A 1,349-nucleotide genomic window follows, 5' to 3' on the forward strand; every position below is an offset into this window, starting at 1 on the left:
CTGGGCAGGCCGGGCATGGTCATGATCTCGCCGCAGACGACGACGACAAAGCCCGCGCCGGCCGACAGCCGCACTTCGCGCACCGGCACCGAGTGGCCCGTGGGCGCGCCGCGCTGCGTGGGGTCGGTCGAGAAGCTGTATTGCGTTTTCGCCATGCAGACCGGCAGGTTACCATAGCCCTGCTCTTCCCAGCTCTTCAGCTGGTCGCGGATCTTCTTGTCCGCGATCACCTCGTCGGCGCGGTAGATCTTCTTGGCGATCGTCTCGATCTTCTCGAACAGGCTCATCTCGTCGGGATAGATCGGCTTGAAGTTCGCCTCGCCCTTCTCGATCGTCTCCACGACCTTCCTGGCCAAGTCAGCAGAGCCTTCCGAGCCCAGCTCCCAGTGGCGGCTCAGCACCGCCTCGGCGCCGTTTTCCGCCACGAAGTCCTTCACCGCCTGCACCTCGGCATCGGTGTCGGTCACGAAATGGTTGATCGCCACCACCACCGGTACACCGAAAGACTTAACATTCTCGATATGCCGGCCCAGGTTCGGGCAGCCCGCCTTGACCGCGTCCACGTTCTCGGCGCCAAGGTCGGCCTTGGCCACGCCGCCGTTCATCTTCATCGCCCGCACCGTGGCCACGATCACCACCGCCGAGGGCGCGATCCCGGCCTTGCGGCACTTGATGTTCATGAACTTCTCGGCGCCCAGGTCCGCGCCGAAGCCGGCTTCCGTCACCACGTAATCGGCCAGTTTCAGCGCCGTTTTCGTGGCAATGACCGAGTTGCAGCCATGCGCGATGTTGGCGAACGGGCCGCCATGCACGAAGGCCGGGTTGTTTTCCAGCGTCTGCACCAGGTTGGGCTGCATCGCGTCCTTCAAAAGGACCGTCATCGCGCCCTCGGCCTTGATATCGCGGCAGAAAACCGGGCTGCGGTCGCGGCGATAGGCCACGATCATCGATCCCAGCCGGTCCTCGAGGTCCTTCAGATCGCTCGCCAGGCAGAGGATCGCCATGACCTCCGAGGCCACGGTGATGTCGAACCCGTCCTCGCGGGCAAAGCCGTTGGCCACACCGCCCAGGCTGGACGTGATCTGGCGCAAGGAGCGGTCGTTCATGTCCACGACCCGGCGCCAGACGATCCGGCGGGTGTCGATCTCGGCGTCGTTGCCCCAGTAGACGTGGTTGTCGATCATCGCGGACAGCAGGGCGTGGGCCGAGGTGATCGCGTGAAAGTCGCCGGTGAAGTGCAGGTTCATGTCCTCCATCGGCACCACCTGGGCATAGCCGCCACCCGCGGCGCCGCCCTTCATCCCGAAGTTCGGGCCCAGCGAGGCCTCGCGGATGCAGATCATCGCCTT

1 protein-coding gene is annotated in these 1,349 nt (G+C 64.9%); it reads right to left on the reverse strand.

What is annotated here, in order from left to right:
* Nucleotides 1–1,349: formate--tetrahydrofolate ligase (locus tag XM53_RS22215; RefSeq protein WP_057796981.1), on the reverse strand; the 1,349-nt coding region annotated here is incomplete at both ends.

Source organism: Roseovarius atlanticus (assembly GCF_001441615.1).
Classification (GTDB): domain Bacteria; phylum Pseudomonadota; class Alphaproteobacteria; order Rhodobacterales; family Rhodobacteraceae; genus Roseovarius; species Roseovarius atlanticus.